The organism is Paenibacillus doosanensis (genome assembly GCF_025060755.1).
In the GTDB taxonomy this organism is placed as follows: domain Bacteria; phylum Bacillota; class Bacilli; order Paenibacillales; family NBRC-103111; genus Paenibacillus_S; species Paenibacillus_S doosanensis.
On sequence record NZ_JANYUY010000023.1, the window covers coordinates 42407 to 67109 of the forward strand.

Annotated in this window: 20 protein-coding genes; 5 read left to right on the forward strand and 15 right to left on the reverse strand. The window is 53.6% G+C overall.

The window, feature by feature from the left end:
* Window positions 1-38 precede the first annotated feature (38 nt).
* The 12 genes from N0M98_RS17495 to N0M98_RS17550 form a co-directional block, all read right to left on the reverse strand.
* Window positions 39-1652, reverse strand: a complete 1614-nt coding sequence (locus tag N0M98_RS17495) for a response regulator transcription factor (RefSeq protein ID WP_249863701.1) — start codon at window positions 1650-1652, stop codon at window positions 39-41.
* Window positions 1653-1654: 2 nt separating this feature from the next.
* Window positions 1655-3499 carry a sensor histidine kinase gene (locus tag N0M98_RS17500; protein ID WP_310943911.1) on the reverse strand — a complete coding sequence of 615 codons (1845 nt, stop codon included), beginning with the start codon at window positions 3497-3499 and terminating at the stop codon, window positions 1655-1657.
* Window positions 3500-3591: 92 nt separating this feature from the next.
* A complete protein-coding gene (locus N0M98_RS17505; protein WP_259618673.1) occupies window positions 3592-4971 on the reverse strand; it encodes an ABC transporter substrate-binding protein in 1380 nt (459 codons plus the stop codon).
* Between the two features lie 133 nt (window positions 4972-5104).
* The gene (locus N0M98_RS17510) at window positions 5105-5938 is read right to left on the reverse strand and encodes a carbohydrate ABC transporter permease (protein ID WP_259618674.1); all 834 of its coding nucleotides are present in this window, start codon (window positions 5936-5938) and stop codon (window positions 5105-5107) included.
* Window positions 5939-5979: 41 nt separating this feature from the next.
* The gene (locus tag N0M98_RS17515; protein ID WP_249863704.1) at window positions 5980-6918 is read right to left on the reverse strand and encodes a carbohydrate ABC transporter permease; all 939 of its coding nucleotides are present in this window, start codon (window positions 6916-6918) and stop codon (window positions 5980-5982) included.
* A gap of 191 nt (window positions 6919-7109) precedes the next feature.
* Window positions 7110-7790, reverse strand: a complete 681-nt coding sequence (locus N0M98_RS17520; protein ID WP_259618675.1) for a class I SAM-dependent methyltransferase — start codon at window positions 7788-7790, stop codon at window positions 7110-7112.
* A 267-nt stretch (window positions 7791-8057) separates the two neighbouring features.
* Entirely contained in the window at window positions 8058-9407 is a 1350-nt protein-coding gene (locus N0M98_RS17525; protein WP_249863706.1) for an Nramp family divalent metal transporter, read from the reverse strand.
* A gap of 290 nt (window positions 9408-9697) precedes the next feature.
* Window positions 9698-9970 carry a hypothetical protein gene (locus N0M98_RS17530; RefSeq protein ID WP_259618676.1) on the reverse strand — a complete coding sequence of 91 codons (273 nt, stop codon included), beginning with the start codon at window positions 9968-9970 and terminating at the stop codon, window positions 9698-9700.
* Between the two features lie 71 nt (window positions 9971-10041).
* Window positions 10042-11352, reverse strand: a complete 1311-nt coding sequence (locus N0M98_RS17535; protein WP_259618677.1) for a DUF4129 domain-containing protein — start codon at window positions 11350-11352, stop codon at window positions 10042-10044.
* Window positions 11349-12503, reverse strand: a complete 1155-nt coding sequence (locus N0M98_RS17540) for a DUF58 domain-containing protein (protein WP_259618678.1) — start codon at window positions 12501-12503, stop codon at window positions 11349-11351. The genes N0M98_RS17535 and N0M98_RS17540 overlap by 4 nt, the downstream gene beginning before the upstream one ends.
* Entirely contained in the window at window positions 12500-13465 is a 966-nt protein-coding gene (locus N0M98_RS17545; RefSeq protein ID WP_259618679.1) for an AAA family ATPase, read from the reverse strand. The genes N0M98_RS17540 and N0M98_RS17545 overlap by 4 nt, the downstream gene beginning before the upstream one ends.
* A gap of 292 nt (window positions 13466-13757) precedes the next feature.
* Complete coding sequence (locus N0M98_RS17550; RefSeq protein WP_249863711.1) at window positions 13758-14258, reverse strand: YhcN/YlaJ family sporulation lipoprotein; 501 nt, start codon at window positions 14256-14258, stop codon at window positions 13758-13760.
* 161 nt (window positions 14259-14419) lie between these two features.
* Here N0M98_RS17550 and xerS point away from each other — a divergent pair, with 161 nt between their 5' ends.
* A complete protein-coding gene (gene xerS / locus N0M98_RS17555; RefSeq protein ID WP_249863712.1) occupies window positions 14420-15502 on the forward strand; it encodes a tyrosine recombinase XerS in 1083 nt (360 codons plus the stop codon).
* 369 nt (window positions 15503-15871) lie between these two features.
* Here xerS and N0M98_RS17560 read toward each other — a convergent pair whose 3' ends face one another.
* Window positions 15872-16942 (reverse strand): rod shape-determining protein, encoded by a 1071-nt coding sequence (locus N0M98_RS17560; RefSeq protein WP_259618680.1) that lies wholly within the window; start codon window positions 16940-16942, stop codon window positions 15872-15874.
* A gap of 329 nt (window positions 16943-17271) precedes the next feature.
* Between N0M98_RS17560 and N0M98_RS17565 the strand changes: the two genes are divergently transcribed.
* Window positions 17272-17616 carry a hypothetical protein gene (locus tag N0M98_RS17565; protein WP_249863714.1) on the forward strand — a complete coding sequence of 115 codons (345 nt, stop codon included), beginning with the start codon at window positions 17272-17274 and terminating at the stop codon, window positions 17614-17616.
* Entirely contained in the window at window positions 17597-18070 is a 474-nt protein-coding gene (locus N0M98_RS17570) for a type II toxin-antitoxin system VapC family toxin (protein ID WP_249863715.1), read from the forward strand. Before N0M98_RS17565 ends, N0M98_RS17570 begins: the two co-directional genes overlap by 20 nt.
* A gap of 142 nt (window positions 18071-18212) precedes the next feature.
* On the opposite strand, the gene N0M98_RS17575 is transcribed toward N0M98_RS17570, so the two are convergent.
* A complete protein-coding gene (locus N0M98_RS17575) occupies window positions 18213-20435 on the reverse strand; it encodes an acyltransferase family protein (RefSeq protein WP_259618681.1) in 2223 nt (740 codons plus the stop codon).
* Between the two features lie 504 nt (window positions 20436-20939).
* Here N0M98_RS17575 and N0M98_RS17580 point away from each other — a divergent pair.
* On the forward strand, window positions 20940-21500 hold the full coding sequence (locus tag N0M98_RS17580; RefSeq protein ID WP_249863717.1) for a TetR/AcrR family transcriptional regulator: 561 nt from the start codon (window positions 20940-20942) through the stop codon (window positions 21498-21500).
* 112 nt (window positions 21501-21612) lie between these two features.
* Entirely contained in the window at window positions 21613-22845 is a 1233-nt protein-coding gene (locus N0M98_RS17585) for an MFS transporter (RefSeq protein ID WP_249863718.1), read from the forward strand.
* A 166-nt stretch (window positions 22846-23011) separates the two neighbouring features.
* Here N0M98_RS17585 and N0M98_RS17590 read toward each other — a convergent pair whose 3' ends face one another.
* Window positions 23012-24694: an ABC transporter substrate-binding protein gene (locus N0M98_RS17590; protein WP_249863719.1), complete on the reverse strand. Its 1683-nt coding sequence runs from the start codon at window positions 24692-24694 to the stop codon at window positions 23012-23014.
* Between the last annotated feature and the right edge of the window lie 9 nt (window positions 24695-24703).

Genomic DNA, 24703 nt, shown 5'->3' on the forward strand with positions numbered 1-24703 from the left:
GCTTTTTCGCCGGAAACTATAGGACTATTTTTACTTTCTCAAGACGATTTTTGACCTCTGTATTCCATCGGCGTGACGCCTACGGACGATTTGAATATTTTAATAAAATAGCTCTGATTGTCGTAGCCGAGCATTTCGCAAATTTTGCCGACGGGATGGCTCGTCTGATCGAGCAGCTCCTTGGCCCGGTTCATCTTCATCCGCGTGACGTATTCGATGAAGGTCTCCCCCGTTTCCTTCTTGAACAACCGGCTGAAGTAGCTGCTGTTCAAAAACAGATGATCGGCGACTTCCTCCAGACTGATTCGTTTATCCAGATGCAGCGACACATAGTGGATCGCCTGCACCACCTCGGACCGCTTGCTTTGATCGCCCAGCTCGTTGGCCAAAGATATGACCGATTGAAAATGATCGATCATCCATTTTTTCAGCTCGAACAGCGAATCGATCTCCAAAATTTCTTTATGCAAAATATCGACCGCATACGTCGAGCGGAAATACTGCAGCGACTGCAGCTTCAGCTTCAAATCGAGCAGCAGCTTGAGCACCCAGTCTTTGACTTTCTCCGGCTCGAAGGCGTGCTCCTTCAAGAAATCCATCCAATGCTCGACGGTCGGCACGATTTTCTCCGTATTTTTGGCCAGCATCATTTCTCTTAACTCCGTGCTTGCCTGATCGTACCAGGAAAATAAATCCATATCCCCCTGGATAAACGTTCGCTTTTTCTCGATCGAGCCTTCGTCCATATAAAACCGCTGCACCCTGCTCGACAACAGCTCCTTTAAATTGCTTTTAATCTCCTCGGGATGGTGGCATATGTTGCCGATAATGAACGACATCGAAATTTTAATATACTTGTTCAACGCATTCTGGATGCCTTTTATCCGCTCTGCCGCCACGTCAAACGGGTTGACCTTGAGCGTCGAATGAAACGGGTACAGGAAGATCGATTCCTTCGTGCCGTAGGCGAAATGAACGGCAGGCGTCTCCTCCCGTCCGCTGACTTCGCTGATAATATTATCGATCGCAAAGCGCAATATATCGTCGGACATAAACCGCTGCTGAGCTTCCCGATATTCGTTCACATAGCCGAGAATCGGCAGGCAGGACACGCCCGCAAGATCGAGCCGGAACGACTGGGCCTCGGCAATCCAGCCCTGCGGATCGAGAATCGGCTGCTGCAGCGTGCGGCGGATAAATTTTTCCTTGAGCATCTCTTGGTTGCGGTCGACCATATGCTGCAGCTGATGCTGATGCGTCTGAACGCGCTCCTCCTGATCCAAGCTGATCTTGAACTGCTGAAGCAGTTTCTCCAGATCGGCCGGATCGAGCGTATCCTTCAGCACGTAATCCTGCACGTTCAGCTTCACCGCCTGCTGGGCGTAATGAAATTCATTATGGCAGGAGAGGATCGCCACCCGCAGATTCGGCTTAATCTCCTTAAGCTTGCCGATCAGCTCTAAGCCGTCCATCTTCGGCATGCCGATATCCGTAATCAGGATGTCCGGCATGTCCCGCTGCGCCTGTTCGAGCGCGATCGCGCCGTTCTCGCAGCAGCCCTGGAGCGTAAGTCCGAAGTCCTCCCAATGGATCGTTTCGGACAAAAATTCCAAAACCGGATAATCATCGTCCACTAACATTACTTTATACATGGTTACGTTACCTCCAGGCTCGGGATAAACATCGTGATGCGGGTGCCCGCACCCGGCTCGCTGTCGACCTGCATATGAAAGCCTTCGCCGTGAGTCATCAGCATCCGTTCGTTCACATTGAGCAGGCCTATGCCGGAAAATCCCCGGTGAGACTCGCCATCCACAGGGTCCGGAGCGCGCCTGGCCGCCAGCTTGTCGCGGAGCTTGTTCAGCGTGCCTGAATCCATCCCCGAGCCGTTATCTTCGACGGCGACGATCAGCATATGCCCTTCTCTACGGGCTTCGACGCGGATAATTCCCGCCGCCTGATTCAAGCCGTGAATGAGCGCATTCTCGATCAGCGGCTGCAGGAAAAACCGCGGTACCTTCTCCAGAAGCGAATCCGCCGAGACGTCCGTTTCGATCACAATTTTCTCTTTTTGTCTCATATTCATCAACTGCGTGTAATCCATAACGATTTCGATTTCTTCGTGCAGGGTGATAATGCTCTTCTCCTGATTGATCGTCATTCGCAGCAGCTTGGACAGCGAACCGATCATTTCGGCGCTTTCCTTGTCTCCGCGAAACATCACTTTCATCCGGATCGAGTTCAGCACATTGAACAAAAAATGCGGATTGATCTGCGCCTGCAGCATGTCCAGCTCCGCCTTGCGCTTACGCGCTTGCGTCACCGAAATTTCCTGAATCATCTCCTGAATCCGGTCCAGCATCTGATCGAACCAGAAGCCGAGCCGCCCGATCTCATCCTCGCCGCGGATTTTCGAACGCACCTGCAAATTGCCCTTCTGTACCGTCATCGCCACTTTCCCGAGTCCGACCAGCGGCTTGGTGAACGTCCGCAGCAAATACAGGAGCAGCAGCAAAAATAAAATAAAGCAAACGAACTGGAACGTAAACACTTTGCTGAAAATCGAATTGATCTTGGATACCGCCTTCTTATACGGCGTTAACGACACGAGCTTCCACCCCGTAAACAGCGATTGCTGAGTGACCAGGTAGTCTTCGTGGTCCACCTTGACCAATTCGGTCGTAATTTGATCCGTGGCCGCAGGCAAATCCGGCAGATTCAGCGGCCCGCCGATCTTGTCCGAATCGTTGTTGGACACAATGACATTATCGGAATCGACGATCATAAAGTCCTGGTTGCCGACCAGCCTCTCGAAATTGTGATTAATTTGATTTTCCATGACCGTCACGACCACATAACCGAAAATAAAAGATGAGTTCTGTTCGCGCAGCGTTCGGATGACCGAGAGCTGGTACGGATTTTTCTTCTTCTCCGACTCGAACACCGTCGGGCTCGGACCGACCCAAAGCGAATTGAAGCCGTATAAATTTTTCGTTTGCGAAAACCACGGCTCGCGAGTCATATCGATAGGATTGTACTCGTTCACCGAGTAAGTCGAATAATAATCTCCGTTGGACAGCAGCACCGTGACATAAGTATGGAAATCGAGCAGAGATCCCTGCTCTCCGCTATTGATCATATTTTCGATCTGCTTGACGATCTTATCCCGGTCGCTGAACTCCTCGTACTCGGCATTCGGTCCCGTATATCCTTCGCCCATGGCCCTTTTCTTCATGATGGCCGACATGCCGGAATCCATCTGGATGAGGTTGGCGATGTTCAGCATATATTTGAGCGAATTGGTCACATAGTTATTCACCAGCTGCATCGATTCCTGCGAATTCGAAATCGCCTGATCTTTAACGGCATCCTGGGTGAAGTAATTGTATGTAGTCAGCGTAATCGATGTCGGAATCAATATGCATATGACCGAAGCGAGCATCAGCCTGAAACGGAAAGAACGGGAGGATAACCATTGCCGCAGCTTTCTTGTATGCACGATAGCCCCCCTATTCCATTAAATGTAAGAAGAAACGAACAAAAGAAGAGGCAGATGAGATTCTACCCCTTCTTCGTATTATACCACATCCATTATTTTTTATTGGATGCGATGATGCTGTTAATGCGGTCTTGAGCGGCTTTCACCGTAGTGTCTAGGTCTTGTTTGCCCAGTACCATTTTTTCGAACTCTTCGTTAACCATTTTGTTGATCTCGGCTTGGTATGTGGCCGGCGGTACGATCGTTCCCGATTTGGAAGCGCCCAGTACGCTGATCAAAGAAGCTTTGTCGACTTTCTCCGGATTTTTCGTTCCGCTCAAAATGGTGTCGATGATTTTGCTCATGTCTTCCTGCTTCACTTTGCTCCATGCCGGTACGTTTTTGCCCTGTACCAATTGGCCTTCCGTCGTATACCAGCGGATGAATTTATAAGCTTCGTCTTTATGCTTGGAGCTTGCCGCAACGGAGACATAGTCCGTAGCAACCGGAGAATATCCGCCTTGATCGCCGGCGTTGTTTTTAGGGAACGGAGCTACGGCGATATTGAAGTTCAACGGAACTTGATCCGTGCCGCCCAGCTCGCTGTTCATCCAGCTGCCGATAGCGATCATAGCCGCTTTTTGGTTAAAGAATTGCGTACGGTAGTTCAGCTTTTGGGAAAGCATGTCCGTGTACGGAGTAGCGGATTGGTCTTGCTTCTCCATTTTCAGACGAATTTCAAGCGATTTCTTGAACAGCGGGTTGTCCAGGTTGGAAGATCCGTCCGCTTTGATGAAATCCGGATTATCCGCTTGGTTTTCCAAAGCCAGCTTCGCGTATTCGACCCAGCCGCCGTTTTGCGGGCCGTGGAAGTACGTGCCGTACACTTTGTTCGCGCCTTCGCCCTTCGTCATCTTCTTGGCGTAATCCATGAAATCGTCCCAAGTCCAATCGGTAGGCACTTTGAGTCCCGCTTCATCCAGCATGTTTTTGTTCAGCAGAACGTACCAAGGATTGAATTTGCCCGGAAGCGCGTAATACTTGCCGTTAATTTTCGTATCGACCTTATAATCGTCGGTCACCTTGAAGCCGTCTTTGGCAATGTAATCGTCCATCGGAGCGACCATGCCGAGCGCTACGCGCTGCGAGTAGCTGGCCGCGTCACTGAACATGAGAACGTCCATCGCTTCGCCGGAGGCTGCGGCCAAGTCGAGCTTTTTCAAAGCTTCTTGCGTGTCGCCTTTGTCGCTTAATCCGATCACGTTAACTTTAATGCCGGGATTTTGTTTTTCGTATGCAGCTACGGTTTGCGACCAGTTATAGGCTTGCTCCGTGCCGTAAGTATATAACCGAAGCTCTGTCGTACCGCCGGAAGCGGCGCCGCCTTGCGCGTCCTTCTGTTCTCCGGCGCCCGTTCCGCCGCCTCCGCAGCCTGCCAATACGCCAAGCGCCATAACGCTGGTTAATACACCGGCTCCTACTTTTTTGTTCATCTCTAAGTACCCTCCTTCAAATGGACACTGCTATGTTTGTTTTAGCTTTCCATGTGATTGTACCAATTGCCGCCGAAACAACCATGCTCGAATATTGACTTTTTTACAATTTTTTTGACTTCTCGCTTCTTTATTATCCTTTAACCCCGCCCATAGCTATACCTTCGATAACATTTTTTTGACCGATGATAAAAATAATCAGGAGCGGCAGAATCGCCGATACGGCGCCGGCCATAATAAGCGAGTAAAATTCGCCGCTAATCGAAGTGAACTTTTGCATCGCCAGCTGAATTGTAAACAATTTATCGGTACGAAGGAAAATAAGGCCGTTTTGATAGTCGTTCCAGGTCCAAATAAAACGCAGGATCGCATAAGTGGCAACCGCGGGACGCACGAGCGGCATCGCGATGAACCAGAATATTTTCCAATGGCCCGCGCCGTCGATTTTGGCCGACTCGATAAAGTCGTTATGCAGCCCCATGAAAAATTGGCGAAGCATGAACGTGCCGAGAACGCTGAAGCTGCCGATGATGATAAGTCCGATATGATTATCGAACAAACCGATGTAACGGTACAAAATAAATTGCGGCACCAATACGGCTTGCGAAGGAACCATGTAGGTCGTCAGCACGATCAAGAACAGCCATTTGCTCGCCGCAAACTGTACTTTGGAGAAGCCGTATGCAGCCAAAGCGGATACGGTAACCGAAACCAGCGTCGTAACAACGGTAATTTTAATCGAGTTCCAGTAATACAGGTAGAACGGATATTTCCCGAACCAGACTTCCTTATAGTTGGCGAGCGCGTTCCAATGCTTAGGAATCCATTCGATCGGAAAGTTAAAGACGTCGGATTCGACCTTGAACGATGCGGATAGCATCCAGAAAAAAGGCAATAGAAACAATAGACTGACAGCAAACATAATAATCGTTACAATCGTTTTTCTGAGGCTTAAAGGCTCCCTCATAACATTCCCACCTCTTTTTTGTTCAGCGGCACTCCCGCCGCTTAATAATTAACCCATTTCTTCTGACCGATCCATTGCAGGAACGTAATGACCAGCACGCACAGGAACAGTACAGTCGCCATGGACGATGCGTAGCCGAGTTTCAAGTTCGTAAACGCGGTGTCGTACAAATACCATACGATCATCGTCGTCGACTGGATAGGTCCGCCTTGCGTCAATACGGCGATCAGGTCGAATACTTTAAAGGTCGAGATGATCCCTGTGATGAGCAGGAAGAATGTCGTCGGAGACAGCAAAGGAAGCGTAATGTTCTTAAATTTCACCCAGCTCGACGCCCCGTCGATATCGGCCGCTTCGTACAGATCTTTTGGAATCGATTGCAGGCCGGCGATGTAGACGATCATGTTAAATCCGATGGACATCCAGACGGAAATCATCATCATCGAGATCAGCGCGTAGTTCGGATCGGCCAGCCATTTCGGCGGGTTCGAGATACCGATCGATTCCAGGAACATGTTAACCGGTCCGACGGACGGATGGAACAGCACTTGCCATACGACGGCGACGGCCACCACGCTGGAAATATAAGGCATGAAGTAAGCGACCTTGAAATAGCCTTTCCAGTACACGCTCTTATCGATCAGGATGGCGAGCACCAGAGAAACAATCAAATAAATCGGTACGGTGAGCAGGAAAATCGCATTATTAATAAATGATTTCAGGAACGTAGCGTCCGTGGCCAGCTTCCGGAAGTTATCCAGGCCGGCCCATTTAAACCCGTTAAAGCCCATAATGAAATTCCAATCCGAGAAGCTCAGTATAAAGGTTGCAATAATAGGAAGCAGTACGAGAATCGTGACGCCGATCAGCATCGGACTGACGAACAGGAAGCCGGCCAACGTTTCTTTGCGCTGCAATCCGCCATTGCGCTTTTTAGGTATCCGTTTCTCCGCGGTTGCGGCAGACGAATTCGAATTCATGTTGCAATCACCTCAACTTCAATAATGTTGAGTTTATTATAATCAATGGCTTGGCAAAATATTTAACGGTATTTTGATTACATTGCCGACGATTTTGACTTTTTTGTCGAATGCCACCGCTCGCAACCGCACTGTGTCTCCTAAACAAGAACAAAGCCGCCAGGAATGCTCCTGACGGCCGCTAGTTCTATTTATCGTACTTTTCTGGCGAAAAAGACGCCGAAATCATGATATTGATAGACGCAATCCACATCGACGAAGCCCGCTTCGCGAATCCAGCGGATTTGATCGCCCACAGTCGCGTTCTGATCCAGCTTTCTTCGCTCTATCGCCCGGTCTACCGCTTCCTCCGGCAAGCCGTTCCCCCGAATCCAGCTCTCCCACTGCCGCTTGTACATCGAATCGATATAAGGTGTAAGACCCAGCACCTGATCGGCGTTAATGAAAATTCCGCTGTCCTCCAGCCAATCGTAAATGTTATAAAACAGCGCCTGCTTCTCCGGATGGGATAAATGATGAATCGACAGCGAAGAGATGACCGCATCATAACGGCCTCGGAACGAATGGCGGGTATAATCGGCTTCGATGAATTCGGCGCTGTCGTCTCCCGCAAATCGCTTCTTCGCCGTCTCCAGCATCGTGCCGCTCAGATCGGCCAATGTGAACCGCGCCTCCGGGTAGCGCTCCTTCGCCAAGGCCGCCAGCAATCCGGTGCCGGCACCCAGATCGAGGATGCGCGGATTCTCCTTCTCCAGCGTCAGCCAGCGCACGGCCGTTCCGTAAAAATCGTCATAGCAGGGAATCAGCTTCCTCCGCTCGCGGTCATAGCTTTGCGCTGCCTCGTCAAATTGAACTTTGATTTTGTCGCTCATCCTTTATCTCATCCTTTCCGTATCGTTGGAGTTAAAATGGGTGAAAAGGTGTCCGCTGCGGCGTCCATTTGATCTTCCAATCACTGTTCAGGCTGTTATTACTATTATAGGCGCCGGCGGTACGGCTGGAAAAATATATATATTCTATGAATTTGATAGTCAAAGCCTATAAAGCGGCGCTCCTTATTCCCTTAAACGAACGAAGGCCGAACCTGTCTCTGCAAGAAGACAAGTCCGGCCTTTAAGGATAAGTGCACAAGAATGATATTATTGGAAAATCGTTTGATACAGCAAGTAGACGTTGAGTATGACGATGATGACGGTCACGACCCAAGCCAGCACCTTCAGCCAGCCTTTATTGGCGAATTCCCCCATCTTCTTCTTATCGCTGGTGAATTTGACCAACGGGACGACCGCAAACGACAGCTGCAGCGACAAGATGACCTGGCTCAATATGAGCAGCTTCGCCGTTCCGCTCTCTCCGGCGACGATCGTTACGATCACGGCCGGAATAATCGCGATCATCCGGGTAATGAGGCGGCGCAGCCAGCCGGGAAGCCGGATGTTCAGGAAGCCTTCCATGACGATCTGGCCGGCCAGCGTGCCGGTTAACGTCGAGTTCTGACCGGAGGCGAGCAGCGCGACGCCGAACAGAATGCTGCCGAGAGCCGTTCCGAGTATCGGGGTGAGCAACTGATACGCATCCTCGATCTCCGCAACCTCCGTCATTCCGGCCCGGTGGAACGTAGCCGCCGACAAAATAAGAATCGCCGCGTTGATGAACAGAGCAAAGAACAAAGCGATCGACGAATCCCAAGTCGCATATTTGATCGCCTGGCGCTTGCCTTCCCTCGTCTGCTCGATCTGTCTCGTCTGCACGACCGACGAATGGAGGTACAAGTTATGCGGCATGACGGTCGCTCCGAGAATCCCGATGGCAATATAGAGCATCATCGGATTGGTAACAATTTCGGTCGTTGGAACGAAACCTTTCATAATGCCGCCGATTTCCGGTTTGGAAAGAATAATCTCGGTCAGGAAGCAGCCGCCGATCGTCACGATCAGCACGATGACGAGCGTTTCGATAAACCGGAAGCCTTTATTCTGCAGCAGCAGCACGACGAGAACGTCAACTGCGGTAATCAGCACCCCGTAGACGAGCGGTATGCCGAACAGCAGCTTCAAGGCGATGGCCGAACCGATGACCTCCGCCAAATCGCAGGCGGCAATGGCCAGCTCGCATAATATCCATAAGGTGAAGGCGACGGGCTTGCTGTAATGATCCCGGCATGCCTGGGCCAAGTCTCTGCCGGTGACGATGCCGAGCTTGCCGGCCAGCGCCTGGAGCAGAACGGCCATCAGATTGGAAATCAGAATAACGGATAACAGCGAATATCCGAACAAGGAACCGCCGGCGATGTCCGTCGCCCAGTTGCCCGGGTCCATATACCCTACGGCAACCAGATAGCCGGGTCCTACAAAAGCCATAAACTTCTTGATCCACGACCCGCTCTTCGGTATTTTCAGCGAGCGGTATACTTCCGGAAGCGTAGGCTGGTTGCGCGATAATTTCCAGCCTTCTTCGGCTACATGTTTAATATGCGCTTTTTCACTCATAAGATGTCACCTCTTCTATCGTATCGGCATGCGCCGGGCTAACATTTTTGTCCTAGTGCAACATTTAAGTTGGCGAAGACCCGTTCTCATGTTCATGTATATGATGCCATGAAATAAATGTTCCTATGATTCGATTGTACTCGGCTAAATATTTTTGTCAAGGGAAACATTTTGAGTGCGCGTAAACAACGCCAAGAAGCCGACCCTGCAAGGTCGGCTTTTCGTCGCCGAAGACCCGTAATCAGCGCAAAAATCGCTGGGTCTTCTGGAAATATGTTATAGGTTTGAACTTAAGACTGCAGCTTGCTTTTGGCCGCGTCGACGAGAAAATCGAACCATTCGTCGTTCTCTTCCAGCAAGTCCTCCACTTCGAGAATTTGTTCCTCGCTGCCCGATTCGTTCAGAAAATGCAGCCCGTAGCTCCAATCCCTCCCGCTCTTGCTGTATAACGTCATTTCATAAGGCAGTTTATGATCTTGTACTTGAAACTCGACTTTACCGACATACCCTTCTTCCTTGCTGTATGTCATAGCGGCTTGCAATATCGTAATCAGCGGACTCATCCTTCCATCTATCTTGACACTCTTTTCCAAGCATTTTACCACGTTGTCCCGGCAATGAAAAGCGAGCGCCGTCATTTCTTGTCCGCAAACGTTTTGGCCGCGAGCACTTCCTCGTCTCCGGCTTGCTTGCCGCCGTACCGAACCCGCTCGTACAAGGCCAGCAGCGAAGACGAAGCGCTTCCCGGCTTACCGCTCCACTCCTCCACCTCGCGCCCCGTTTCCTGCGGCGTCAGATGCTTCTGAAACCGGTAGCCTCTGCGAATCGAATGTCCGAGCCAGCTGCGGTACAAGTAGCGGACCCGCTCGGCGTTATCCTGAAGCTCCTCCCACTTCGCTTTGTCCGTTCCGGAAAACAGGCGCTTCCATCGGGAGAGCAGCTTGCCGTTCCACTGATCCCAATCAACCAGACTCTCCACATCATCCTCGTAGCCGATCCGGCTCATCCCCTCTTCGCGCGACTGCAGCCTCGCCGCAAGCCATGCGTACAATCGGCGGATCACGGCCGGAATCCGGCGGACGATCAAATAAACGAGGGCCAGCAGCGCTATAGCAACAATCGCTCCGACCGCGTAATACATCAGCTTCTCCAGCCATACCATCCATGCCGCCGGCTCGCCCGCTCCGCCCAAATCGGCCGGCGGAGGCTTCGGCGCCGTTTCCTGCTGCGCGGGAGCCTGCTCGCCATCTCGGCTCAGCAGCTGCGCCAGCAGAAGCAGCAGCTGCTGTTTGAGCCATAAAAACGCATGGTACAGGCTGCGCAGCAGCAGGACGACCATAATAACGGCCATCAGCAGCACGATTAGCAGCCGGTTTTTCCACAGCATCTCCTTGGCAATGACCGGCTCCTTGCCTCCCGACAGCGTCTCCTGCTTCATATTGGATTCGTTGGAGACGAGCAGCGTCACCGCCAGCGCAACCAGTCCGGCGCAGGTCAACAACGTGCCGTAAGGCGCAAGCGCCGGCTGGAACGGAACGACGATCGCTGCGGCAAAATAAACGATCATTCCGATCACATAGAAGCTGACGGGAAAGAAATAACGCCACGGCTCCGTTACGAGCCGGATTCCTCTGTAGACGGCAATGAAGCCGAGCGGAAGCAGCGCATAAGATACATAGGCATCCCCGAAAAACAGCCAGCAATGAGCCGCCGCGAGCAGCAGCGAAACGAAGATAAGCTGATACGAACGGGTAATCGGCAGCGCCAGACGCAGCGCGCAGCCTGCTGCATAACCCAACGGCAGCGTGCACAGCCACGCCCAGCGGACAGCCTCCGGAGCAAGGAAGACGGCGGCGATCAGCACCGGAGGCAGCGCCAGCAGCAGCTCGATGCAGCCTTTGAGCGTTACCGTTCCGAGCTCGCGTCCCTTCGAATTTATGTTCATGCCGGTTCACCCGCTTTCCTGGCAGCGTTAGCCGCTTCTTCTGCGGCTGCGCCTTCCTCTTCTGCCTCCGCCGGCTTCTTCAATAGAAACAGCTCCACGGCGTTTCCGTTGCGCCTCAGCTCGTCGATCGGCCCCTCCATCTTCTCGCTCACATAAGCCGAAATAATAAGGATGTCCCGATGCCTTACGTAAGCGTCGGCCGCTTCTTCCTCCAGCAGCGTATCGAACGGGATGCTGCGGGCGACGACGACCTTGGCCATCGTCTCCAGCAGCAGCGTCAGCTGCTCCGTACCGCTGCCCGGCTCGACCCGCACCGGCTCCTTCGGGGCGTCGACGGAATAAGCGTTCGTCGCAAAGCCGGCTTCCATGCCTTGGCGAATCGCATATTCGGCGATAGCCGCCGCGCAGGACAGGCCGTACTCGAAGAGCGGCTCGTCGTTCACCTGGCTCCACATTTTCTCATGATCCTCGACGTTCAAATAAATCATAAGCCGGTGATCGGCCGTATAATCGCGCTGATGCACCTGCAGCTTGCCGCTTCGCGCCGTCGCCTTCCAGTTGACGCCGTTCAGCGGATCGCCGTACCGGTATTCGCGAACGCCGGAAATCATGAACAGGTCCTCAACGATCCAGCGGCGCACGGTTATATCCCCCTGCCAGCTGTGGGACGGCAGCTGCAGCTCATCCAGCTCGGCCGGCTTCGGGTAGACGAGCAGCTCCGCATCCAGCGTCAGCTTCAGCGTGCTGCGGTGCAGGCCGAGCAGATCGCCCCAAGTGAGCGAAGCGGTGCTCAGCCTGTAGCAGCCCCGCTTCAGACAGCGAATCCGGTGACGTCTCGTAATTTGCGTATAAGGCATCAGGCTGAACAGGCTCTTATGATTTTGAAACATGGAGCCGTCGTTAATATCGAGATTGGCCTGACTGTAAAATTTCAACCCCGCATGAATCAGCGACTCCAGCCGAAGCCACGGCACCGGGAGCAGATTGCGATTGGCAATCCGTTCGATCATCTCCGCCTCTTCGCCTTCATAACAAGCTCTCTTATTAAAATAACGGTGGTACTTGAGTCCCCGGTCGCCGAACCAGCGGAATAACAGCATCTGCAGCAGTACGATCAGAAAGCTGATAAATAGGACCCAGCCGATGCTCATTCCTGATTCACCAAATCCGATTCGGTCGGCACGGCCACCTCTTGCAGAATCGAAGCCACGATCGCTTCGGCGGCGTCTTGCTGCGAGCGGAACGCGCCCCTGACGATGATCCGATGCGCGAGCACCGGTCCCGCCATCCGTTTCACATCGTCCGGAATGACGAAATCTCTGCCTCTGAGCAGGGCGTGCACCTGCGCAGCCTTCAGCAGCGCCTGGCTGCCGCGAGGGCTCACGCCGGTCGCCACATCGCCGTGCGTTCTCGTTTTCTCGACGATGCGCAGCAAATACAACATCAGCTCGTCGCTTACCGCCACTTGCGAATAGCTTCGCTGCGCCGCGGCGATGTCCGCCGCTTCGGCGACGCTTGCGATATCCTCGAGCGGATTCGAGCTCTTGAACCGCTTCAAAATATCCAATCCCTGTTCGGTCGTCGGGTATCCCATTTTCACTTTAAATAAAAAGCGGTCCAGCTGCGCTTCCGGCAGCGGGAACGTGCCCTGGTTTTCCACCGGGTTTTGCGTCGCAATGACGAGAAACGGCCGCCCCAGCTCTTTCGTCTCCCCGTCGATGCTGACCTGCCGCTCTTCCATACATTCCAGAAGGCTCGACTGCGTTCGCGGAGTCGCCCGGTTGATTTCGTCCGCCAGCAAAATGTTCGTAAACAGCGGACCCGGCCGAAACTCGAACTCGGAATGCTTCTGATTATAGTAATTGATTCCGCTTAAATCGGAAGGAAGCAAATCGGGGGTAAACTGAATGCGCTTAAAGCTGCCGTTGATCGATTTGGCCATCGCCTTGGCCAACAGCGTCTTACCGGTGCCGGGCACATCCTCCAACAAAACATGCCCCGACGCGATCATGGCAATAAGAAGCTTGTCAATGACGTCCTCTTTCCCTACTATAACTTTGTTCACATTGCCGGCAATCGTTTGCGCCATGGATTGAATTTGACTCAGCTGCATCGGAAGTCCTCCTGCATGATGATTTATAATTAGAATAAAATTGCGGTACGCGTTCATTTTTGCAATCGCTTGCAGAACTGCCGCAAGACGCTCGCTTTTAGCGCGGCAAACCGCCTTTCTTCCGGTCAATCTAATGCCCATCATAGCATGAAATCCCATTAATATACAGACCTTTCGTTGCTCCTTCCGCCCTAAGGCGCCCGCTCCCTCCGAACGGCAAAAAGCCGTACCAAAGGAAAGCATCCGTAAGGACATCCTTCCTGGCACGGCTTTTCTTAAAGGCCAACGCCAATCAGTGTGCGGTCGGAAATACCCGTTTTACCATCTCGGCAAACTCGTTCACAAACCCGGAAACCGGCCGCCCTGCACCGACGTCGGCGACATAGGTGTTGACGCGCTGAACAAAATCCGGATTGGTCGAAACATACACATTGTGTATGTTAGGATCGGACGATTTGACCTGCTGGGCGATTTGATTTTCCACATCCTGCGATACCTGGCGCACGGTCGTATCCTTTAAGATCGCCGCTACATAAGCGTTGTGCTGAGTGACCAGCACATTGGCGCTTTTGATGCCGGGAAGCTGGGCGATTTTTTCCGCCGCCTGATTGGCTACCATGATCCGGCTGTCTTGAATTGTAGTCGGCGACTGATTTACCGTTTGCTGGCGCGCCGTGCCGCCTTGATTCGGCGAAGGCTGGGCAGCCTGATTTTTGGCGCAGCCTGCCGCCGCTCCCGCCAGCAGCACAACGGATAATGCGCAAACCATCGATTGTTTCCTGAATTTGAACATGACGAACCCCCTTTGTCGTTTCAAAGGATAGTATGGATCAATGCTTTCCTTCTCATGCATCCTTGCAAAATCGTCATGGGCTACCCTTAATCGGGCGGCTGTACTATACTTAAAGGTAGAACTGTCGTTTCCATTTTTATGTAAACATTGAGGTGCGTCTAATGAATATACTGAAGGTCAAAGACCGCCAAGAGCTGGACAAACGCATTCCGTCCATGCCTTGGTACGTCGAAAAATTTATTAACTACAAGCTCCCCGACCTGTCCCCTTCTTCGCTGCTGGAGTATGTCCGGGATTACGAGACGTTCTTATCCTGGCTGTTGGCCGAGGGCTTGGCCGAAGGATCGGCGATCAAGGACGTTCCCCTGGAGTCGCTGGAGAAGCTGCATATGGAGAGCATCGACAATTTCCGGATGTTTCTGGCTACGCGTACCGAAAACGCCAACAGCAAAACGACGATTTCCCGCAAGCTCTCTTCGCTTCGCTCGCTGTTCCACTATTTAAGCCAGATCGCGGAGGACGAACAATTTTATCCGCTGCTGAAGCGCAACGTCATGGCTAAGGTCGAGATCAAGCGGACGCAAAAGCCGAAGGATACGGCGGCCAAGCTGGAGGGGAAGCTGCTGCAGGAACATGAAATTTACGAATTCATGGAATACGTCCATCGCGGGTACGGAGAAGATGTCGCCAATAACAAGCAGGCGCTGTATTTTTATGAGCTGAATAAAGTGCGCGACGCCTGCATCGTCTCGCTCGTGCTGAACTCCGGGCTGCGCGTTTCCGAAGTCGTCAATCTGAATGTGGACGATCTGGATTTGAAGAAAAAGCTTGCCCATGTATACCGCAAAGGGAAAAACGACGACTCGTTTAAGACCCCGGTCTATTTCCGTAATGAAGCGATTGACGATCTGACGAGATACTTGGAGCTGCGGCAAACGCAATACAAGGCGCCGCGCAAAGAAAAAGCCCTCTTCCTTGCCATAGCCAACGGCAAAAAAGAAGGCGAACGAATGACCAAACGGGCCATCCAAGAGATGGTGATCAAGTACGCCAAACGATTCGGCAAGCCGTTCTTGTCCGTACATAAGCTGCGTCACTCGTTTGCGACAGACTATTATCTCAGCAACGACTTGTATAAAACGCAAGAGCAGCTCGGGCACGCCTCGCCGGAGACGACGCAAATTTATGCGCATCTGACCGACAAGACGATGGCCGAGGCGATCGACAAGCGAAAAGAGAGCTAGGCTGCGGGCCGGCCTCTTTTTATTTTTTCCGCCAACCTAGAGCCTTGACCGGCGAACCGTCGAGCGTTTTTTTAAAATCGGCCCGCCGCAGCAGCACGACAACTTCATGTTCAATTTGTTCAAGATATAGATTTTTCATGCAAAAGGCCACCTCCTTCCCGCTTTTGTGCCGGAGCCGGGCAACGCGTAGGGCGAATATAGCTGCATCATACAATATTATAGTTGTATCGTGCAACTATATAGCTAAACAAAGATTGCAACGGCAAACAAGCCTTCCGCGCACGGAAAGCTTGTTGTATGTCGTATGGCCGCACCCGCGGTTTATAGGCCGTTCAAGCCCGCGCTGCATCGCGCGTCCCAAAGCGCGGATTATACCGACTCTTCTTGAGCGCTGTAAGCATCGGATTTGGGCGCCGTCCAGGCTGGGGAGGAAGCGCTGCGCTTGCCCGTCTTCACGTCGTACTCCAGCATTTTGCCCGCGCCGAGCGCCGTGCATTCTTGGGGCTGATCGGCCAGATGAATCGGAATTTGCGTCTCCTCCTGCAGCCTGGTATCCAGCCCTTTCAGGAGCGAGCCGCCGCCGCACAATATGATCCCTTGCTCCATCACGTCTCCTGCGAGCTCGGGAGGGCAATCTTCCAGCGTCGACCGGATCGTCTCCACCATTGTCACGATAAAGCCGTCCAGAAGCTTATAAATTTCCTCCGAAGTTACGGTTACCGTCTTCGGCAGTCCTTCCACCATATCCCGGCCGCGGACATCCATCCGTATTCCGGGCTCCGGCTTGATCACCGTGCCGAGGCGGATTTTGATGTCCTCGGCCGTTCTCTCCCCTATTTCAAGATTATATTCTTTCTTGACATATTCAATAATATCTTTGTCGATCGACAGCCCTCCGCGGCGGGTTGTCCGACTGGCGACGATCCCCCCGAGCGATAAAATCGCCACCTGAGACGTCCCTCCACCGATATTGAGAATCATATTTCCCATAGGCTCGTCGACCGGAAGCCCCGCGCCGAGCGCAGCGGCCAGAGGCTCTTCGATCGTGATCGCTTTATTCGAGCCTTTGTGCAGCACGGTTTCTTCCACCGCCCGCTTCTGAACGCTCGTAATGCCGCAAGGAATCGAAATGAATACTTTGGAACGGCGAAACCACGGGGCCCGTCCATGGATTTTGCGCATAAAATGCTGCAGCATCGCCGTAGACCAGTTGTAATTGGAGATGACTCCTTCCTGCAGCGGATAAATAATTTCAAGACTTCCCGGCGCACGTCCTATCATCGCCTGCGCCTCCGCGCCGAACGCCTGAATCTCTCCCGTATCCTGACGCACTGCAATGACGGACGGCTCCTGCAGCACAATGCCTTTGCCATGCTGGTATATGATCGTATTGGACGTCCCCAGATCGATACCGAATTGAAGCTCCCACGCGTTAAACATCTATAATATCCTCCGTTTCTAACAGCCGATTTGCTTTTAAACCTTCGTTTTTATATGTATCCGGCTTTGCCTAGGTTTCGCTTATGCCGCTTCTTCCCCTCGTATGAGGTGTTATATTCTTCGGCTGCAGGAGCGTTTTTTCGTGGGCATAAGCGGCGGCTGTCAACATTTGTATGGAATAACCGAGGATTATCGCTAAAAAACGGCAAAATTCTCCTTCTGCCCCGTCAAATTGTCAGCTCCGCCCGAATGTTGTAAGGAAGCCTCTACGTTAGGCTTGGCGCCGGATATTGGGCGGCCGCGAACCTTTAATATCGGAGGTGCTTACTATGAACAATGCGAGAGGTGTGCTGCATCGCAGACTGGAGCAGTGGAAATCGGCGGCGAATCAGCTGATCTCGGGGCCGGAGGAGGAAATTGAGGAGTCGGAGGCGATTGAGCTGGACCCGGCTCTATTGGAGCAGTGCCGGACGATGGCGGAAGCCCAAGGCGTCACGGTGAACGAAGCCGTACGCCAAATTGTCGAGCAATACTGGGCCCGCAAGAGCGGCGAGCTGATCGTTCCTATATCCCGCGAGCAGCTTGAACGCAATCCGCTGCTTTATTTGGACGCTCTGTCGGAGCGCAACATCAAATTGTTTGGAGAGGCCAAATATGAATACGAACCATCTTGATCAGACGAATTACGGGCAGGCCGTGTTTCTGGACCGGACTGCGTTCATGGCCTTCATGAATCCGCATGACCCATATTATTCCAAGGCGAGGACATTATTTCTTGATCTGGACGATCTGGACCGCGCTTTGGTAACGACCAATTACGTAATCTTCGATACGCATCAATGGCTAAGAAACCAATACGGCTTCCAGCAAGCGCAATTTTTTCTGGAAACGGTCGATCAGGCGGTGCATAAAGGAACGCTGGCCATCATTTCCGGCAGCCCGGAATTTGAACAGGAGTCCAAGCGGCTTCTGACCGATTGTCCGGATCTTCAGCTTTCGCTTAATGAAGCGGTCACGGCCGTAGTCATGCTTACATACCAGATCAAACGGATTTTCACTTTTAATCCGAGCTATGCGTTCCTGCCGAAATTGGATTCGGCCATTAAAATTATGCCCAGCGTGTGGTAATAGTGCGGGGTTATAGCCGAAAGGCCCGTCCAGTTCTCTTACAAGAGGACAGGACGGGCCTTTTGGCAGCTTGCGGAAACGGCCCGCCTTCCTCAAGACAGGCGAGCCGTTGGCACAGCAAATATGATCGATGTATAAGTGCTTAAGCACGAGGAGCAAGCGCTTTGGCAACAAGCGAGGCGTAATACTCCGAGCCTTCCGCCCCGAGATGCACGCCGTCCGGCTCGAAATACGATTCCTTTCCTTCGCTGGCGGCGTACCAGTCGATTAACGTCACCTTCGGATTGTCCTTCGCCGTTTCCGCCAATATATCGTTAACCTCGCTCTCCCATTTGCGCGGTACGCGGGTGTTGACCAGAATGATCTGCTGCGTATCGTCGCCGAGAGAATCGAGCAAAGATTGCAGCTGCTTCTTGCTGAACACGCCGTTCGTGCCAAGCTCGATGACGACGCGGTCTCCCAGCTTGCCGTCCGCTTTGAGCTGCTCGACGACGTCGGGGGCCTCGTGCATTTGCCGTCCGATTTTACCGTCGATGACAATGCCCGGCAGCAGCTTCTCCAGATACGGCTCGATATCGAGCATAACCGAGTCCCCTATAGCTGTAATGCCTTTTCCCGGTTGCGGCACAGGCTTCTTCCCCTCCGCGCCGGCAGCCTCCCGCCCGCGTCCGGCCGAATCGTCCGGCGCGTTCTGCTGCGGCGGGTGGCCGCCTCGGTCCGAGCCGTTCTTCTCTCCGGCAGCCGAATCGCCGTTCGGCGCCGGAGTCACCGCTTGACCGGCCTGCTCCCCGGCAGGCCACGACGGATCGGCGCCGTTCGTATAGACGGCGGCCGTCGTCTCGGTCGAACGGCCCGGATCGGCGCCCGCGTCCGAGCCGCCGGCCCCGCTCGCTGCGCCGCCTTCGGCCGTTTCGCCTGAGCGCGGCGAGCCCGCTTGCCCGTTCGGCGGCGGCTGCAGCGCGCCGCCGGCTTGACTATCGCCGGGCGGTTTCGCCTGCGAGGCCGCGGCTGTGGCCCCCTCCGGCGCGCCTACCGCATGAGCGGCAGACTGCGCGCCGCTGCCTTCGCCGTCCGCGCTCCCGGCCGGCGGCGGTGAGAGCGGCACCAGCTTGGCTGCGCCCCCTCCCGCCATCGCCGAGCTTGCCGTCGCATCGGAGACGCGGTCCGCCAGCCCGGCGCACAGGAAGGCCAGCAGCAGGAGCGCGCAGGCCAGAGGCGTCCAGCGCAACCCCGGCGTCCGGCGGCCTCCCTGCCGCCCGCCCGGACGCTTCCAGAGGCGGCTGAGCGCGCCGCGGCGGATCGGCTCCTCGATCAGCCTCCACGACAAGGCGGCGAGCGCTATCGACGCGGCAAGCTGCAGCGCGGCGCGAACGATGCTGACGTCGGTGCCCTGAACCGACGCCTGCGTTAATATAATGACGGGATAGTGCCAAAGATAAATCCCATAGGAGCGTACCCCCAGCCAGCGGAACGGCCCCGACCCCAGCAGCTTGCCGAGATAGCTGGCAGGATGCGCGAGCACCGCCACCAGCACGGCGGCGGCCAGCGATAACAGCACCAGCCCGCCCGGATACAAGAAGCTGTCGTATTCGTTCGTCTTCCAGACCATGACGCCGATTGCCGCAAGCGCCGCCGCGCCAACCAAGTCCAGCATCGTCCGGGTCGCGCCTTGCAGGCCCGGTTTGAAATTTTTGCTCGGCCAGACCATCGCAAGCGCCGCTCCGATCAAGAGTCCGAAAGCCCTCGTATCCGTACCGTAATAGACGCGGCTCGGATCGGTCCCCGGCTCATAAATCAGCAGCATCGCGACAGCCGAAGCGGCGGCTCCCAGCACGGTCAATCCGACCAGCTTGCCCCGGTAGGGCATAATCCGGAATAGAGCGGCGAGCAGCAGCGGCCAGAATAAATAAAACTGCTCCTCTACGGCCAATGACCATAGATGACCGAAAGGCGACGCCGGACCGAAGCTTTCGAAGTAAGACACCTTATGAAAAATCAGCCACCAGTTGCTGACGTACAGCACGCCGGCCGCGATCTCGTCCTGCAGCGAAGCAAGTCGTGCGGGAGCCGTCCATGCAAGCCACGCGCAGACGGAAGCGAGCATGACGAGCAGCGCCGGAAGCAGCCGCCGGGCCCTTCTCAGCCAGAAATCTTTCATATCGATTCGGCCCGTCATTCTCCATTGGGATGCCAACAGGTCCGTGATCAAATAACCCGATAAGACAAAAAATACGCCAACGCCCAGCAATCCGCCCGGCGCCCATTTCACATTGAGATGATACACAATAACGACCAGCACGGCGAGGGCGCGCAATCCGTCGAGGCCCGCCATGTAGCGGCCGGTCCCGTTTACCGGTTTAGGCATATGCGCGTTCCCCTTTCGGCCAGCCCCGGAAGACGTCCAATCTTTTCGCCCTGCACCTGCCCGTTCCTGCTTTTCGGTCCAATCCAATCATTCGGCTCATGTTCATTCTGTCCTTTCGCTCACTAATGATGCCAATTTTCTCAGCTGATAATACTACTATAACCAATCGCGAACCGGAAATCGTTACGAAAGGATTACATCTTGCCATGCTCTGGAATCGGGTTCCCGACCTCATCCGAACATTCGATAAATCGCTACAGAATGCGCTGCTTCGAGCCGAATCCATAAATTTACATTACACTCCTGCGGCTATCTTATTATGGATTGAAAAGCGATTCAATAGGAACTTGCGTTCCTGTTAAAAGGATAATCGGCACTTGATTCCAAACAAAAGAGGAGGTATAATAAAATCGTAATAACTATAAAAACTATTTTTGTTTTATTAGTTTCCGCAGTTTTTTCGACTATTCCAAAACATCTCGATCATCTTTTGGGGGATTGATAATGAAAGATCGAATCATGAGAGCTTTTATAGAAGAAATTCATGACAAGGGCATCAAATTCACTATGGACGATTTAGCCCGCCGTCTTGGAATCAGCAAACGCACCTTATACGAGCATTTTTCTTCCAAAGCGGAACTGCTGGAAGCCATTATCGCGCAGACGCTGGAGGAAGCGGATGAGAAGACGGAGAAGATCGTCAGCGACCCCGGCCTATCCTTAATGGATAAGATCAAAGGAGTCATGACGGTACTGCCTAATCATTATGAGCTGTACGACTTGCGGATTCTCGAGCAAATGAAGCGGTATTACCCCGAGCAATGGGTGAAGATCGACTCGGCCTTGAAGGACGACTGGAACATGCTGCGCGATCTCATCGAGCAGGGAATGCAGGAAGGGCTGATCATCAAGCAAAACTTGTCGCTTGTGATGAAGCTGATTGTGGATGCAACGAATGCAACTTTGGATCAGCGATTTTTTATGAAAAATAATATCACCGTCACGGAAGCGCTCGCCTCCATCGTGGAAGTGCTGCTGTTCGGACTGGTGCCAAGGGATCAATAGATCAGGATAAACGGTGCTGCCTTTTATTCTTTTCTTTTGCCCTTGGAAACTAAAAAAACATTATTAGTTTTATTAGTGACAGACAAAAGAAACGGAAAACGAGGAGAACATCATGTCCATGATTAAAAAAATGAGCAAAACCCAATGGATCGGCCTAAGCTTGGCCATATCCATCTTGTTTATCGAAATGCTGTTGTACAGTTTGTTAATTCCGATTATTCCTTATTTCAACGGGCTCTTTCATCCGTCTTCCACGATGATGGGAATCTTGTTCAGCAGTTATGCGGCCGCCCTGCTTCTGGCTACCCCGTGGTTCGGATGGCTGTCGGACCGCATCGGACGTAAACTGCCGATTATTCTCGGCCTCGCGGGGCTCGGCATAGCGACTTGCCTATTCGCCTTCGCCGGCAATATGGCGATGCTGATTGCGGCCCGCTTCGTGCAGGGAGCCGCCGCTGCGGCAGCCTGGACCGCCGTGCTCGCCATGCTCGCCGACCTCTTCCCCGGCAAATCGCGGGGGGCCGCGATGGGGATCGCCTTGACCGGGATCTCCACCGGTTCCATGCTCGGGGCTCCAATCGGCGGCTGGCTGTTCGAGGCGGGCGGCTTCCGGGCGCCGTTCTTTTGCGCCGCCGCTCTCATCGCCGCAGTGATCGTCATCTCTGTCCTGTTCCTGAAGGAATCGATGTCCGCCAAAACCGAAGCGAAAGCCGGCGGCGGCATGATTCCCCTGCTGCGCAACCGTTCCGTTCTGCTGATCGCCTGCGTCGTCCTGCTTGCCGAAATTACGCTCACGCTGCTCGAACCGATTCTTCCCGGTTATATCACGGAGCGGCTTACGGTTACGCCTCTAGGCATAGGGCTTATGTTCGGCGCCATGACGCTGGCCTACGGTCTGATCGCTCCGTTCTCAGGGGCTCTCGCCACGCGCTTCAATCCGTACGTCATTATGCTCAGCGGCTTGACCGGCCTAGCGGTCGCCATGCCGCTGCTCGTAGCGTCCGACTCGATCGTGCTGGAGCTTGCGGGCATGATTCTCGTCGGCGCTTTGGTCGGCTTCACCCTATCGCCGACGCTTCCTACGTTGGGCGGCATCGTCGATCAGGGCGGGGACAGCGGCGAATACGGGACGGCCTACGCCTTATTTAATATGTTCCACGCCGTCGGAATGATTATCGGACCGCTCGTAGGCGGAGTCTTGACCGATCTGCTGACCGTACCGGCGGCAGTCGTCGCGGTGAGCGTCGTGATCGTCTCCTGCGCGCTTATGCTATTCGGCGTGCTCAAGACTATGAACAAAAGAAAATGGAGCGCCGTGGGCAAAGAAAACGGGATGCAAGGTTGATACGCCGCCGCTTCGCGCGACCATGACGGTAATCCCGCGGACAAAAGGAAACCCAACCCAACGCCTTAGCGCCGGATTGGGTTCGTATCCCGCATATCCCTTCGTGTTACGGAGCCCTCACAGCTTCATGGATAGCTTAGCCCCGCACAGCGGGGCTATTTTGCATTTATTTTTTCTTAAAGTTGGCGTCGTAGGCCGTTTGATAAATTTCCAAATACCGTTTAATGTTCATATTCTCCAGATTTTTGAGATAAGCGTCCCAATTTTTATCGATATCCGAGTCGCCCGTTATGAAGCGGGCCATCATCTCTTTCACATGATCGAGTATCGTCTTCTCCAGATCGGCCACCTCCGAAGCCTGATCGGCGGTGAAGAACACCGGAGGCATCACCTTATCGATGTTCATTTGATAAGGCTCCATCTTCGTCTTCGTTTCGTTGTACAAAATGACTTCCAGCGGCTGCTCGGGATTCGCCACCTCTCCTAAGCGGAAGTCGTTCGAACGGTAGCTCGGACCGGTCTGTCCCCAGTTGACGTTTTGTACGCCGCCCCACGGCGTCAGCTGCTTCCAGATGGCCGGTTTGCCGTTGATGCCGATTTCGCTTTTCTCCGCATAACGCCATTCCACGCCTTCGCGGCCCGCATACCAGCGGATCACCGTATCCGGCGAGTTGAACAGGAAGTCGGCCAGACGGAAGGCGGCTTCCGGATTTTTCGCGTTTTTGGTGATGACATATTGCCCGTTGCTTACGACGTACGGATGATAAGCCGCGTTTTGGAAGCCGTTCGGCCCTTTCAAAGGAGGCACGGCCACATAAGTCAACCACCGCCCGCTGCTCGCGCCGAGCGTCGTCAGCGAGCCCATATTATGGCCCGAGGACGCGCCGAGAATAACGGTGTCCGGGTTTTCTCCGAGCTTCTTCAGCTGGTTGTTATCCTGCGTGAGCGCTTGCGGGTCGATCAGCCCTTCCGCATACAGCTTGTGCAAATATTTGAGTCCTTCCTTCCACTCCGGCTTATTGTACGGTACGGCTACTTTGCCGTTGTCCAAATACAGCTTCTTCTCTCCATGGTCGTAAATGAACGCGTTCATCAGGAACGAATCGAGCATTTGCGTCGAAAACAGGTTGCTGCTGGACGCTTGAATCGATCCGGAGAGCGGAATTTCATCGGCTTTGCCGTTGCCGTTCGGGTCCTTGGTTTTAAACGCTTTCAACACCTCGTAAAATTCATCGGTCGTCGTGGGCATCTGCAAGCCCAGCTTATCGAGCCAAGGCTTCTGAATCCACATTCTTTGCTGATACATGCAGTGGTAGCACTCGTTGACCTGCGGAAGCGCATAAACGTTGCCGTCCGGCGCCGTGATCAAATCCTTATAGAACGGATTGGCCTGAAACATCTTTTTCATTTCCACGCCGTACTTCTCGATCAAGTCGTTCAAAGGAAGAAATACGCCTTGGCTGCCGTAGATCATCATCTGCGTCGGCGATACGCCGAAGCCCATTATGACGTCCGGATAATCTCCGCTGGACAGCACGAGATTCAGCTTCTCCGTAGCCGATTTCTCCGGCGCAACCTCCCACTCGATATGAATATTCGTCTTCTCTTCGAGCCATTTGGTAAATTCGTTGGTGGCGAAATCCTCTACCGAAGCGCTCCCTTTCATAAGCACTTTGATCGTCGTCTTCTCCGCCGTAATCGGCAGCTGGCCCGGTTCGCTTACCGCCGCTTTGGCCGTGCCGCCCCCGCCGCCCTGATCTGCCCCCGCGTCCCCTTTATCCGAACAGGCGCTCAATAACACCCCCGTGCTTAGCATGAACGACAAAGCGATAAGCGCTGTTTTCCTCAAGCAAACCCC